The organism is Mesorhizobium sp. WSM4976 (assembly GCF_029625685.1).
Lineage (GTDB): Bacteria > Pseudomonadota > Alphaproteobacteria > Rhizobiales > Rhizobiaceae > Mesorhizobium.
In genome coordinates this window covers 1-712 of record NZ_JARTVT010000107.1, presented here as the reverse complement: position 1 = coordinate 712, position 712 = coordinate 1, and the positions used below count along the sequence as shown (strand labels likewise).

Below are 712 nucleotides of genomic sequence, written 5' to 3'. Positions count from 1 at the left end.
GGATCAACATCTCTCTGGCCGGTGTATGACCGTACCAGCTGCGCAGCCATCTCCCGCCATTGACTCTCCGGGGCTTTGCTTTCGTGGACTTCTTTCAAGAAGGCAGACCGTAAGATGTCGGCATCCAGCGCCGTCAGGTGTGAATTCGCCATCATTCCCTCACATGAACGGGGGCGAAAACCATTCCCCGCGCAGCTAGGAATTATACAGCGTACATCGTGAAAAGAAAAAGCCCCTCGCAGCTAATGAGCGTCAGCGACGGGCTTTCTTGATCTGGCTACACCCCGGGAGGTTCGACCATGAACGCTTAATGACGGAGACGTGACTTCGTTCCAATTCGGGACAAGGGTTTCTGGTGAGACCCTTTAGAAGCCGCCCAGCGGCGAGGTCCCGCGGAGGTTCCCAAGTGGACTGTCTTGGTCGTAAAGACGCGAAACAAAGTCGCTTCCCATGAGTTCTCCTGCTGGTCACGGAGGCCAGAGCAGCATGCCCCTCTACTATTTCCACGTCGACAACGGCACCTTCAATCCCGACGACGAAGGCGTCGATCTCCCCGATCTCGATGCTGCGCGGCTGGAAGCCGTGCGAGCCGCAGGCGAGATGATAAACGACAGCAAACACTCGTTCTGGGAGCACATGACGCCCTGGATCATGAACGTAACAGATGACCAGGATCGGCTCCTGTTCACTCTTCAATTCGCCGCGAAGGTGC

Annotated in this window: 1 protein-coding gene; it reads left to right on the top strand. The window is 56.6% G+C overall.

Features of this window, described 5'->3' with window-relative positions:
* Positions 1-486 precede the first annotated feature (486 nt).
* A partial coding sequence (locus tag P9272_RS35935) for a hypothetical protein (RefSeq protein WP_278164960.1) occupies positions 487-712 on the top strand: 226 nt, incomplete at its 3' end.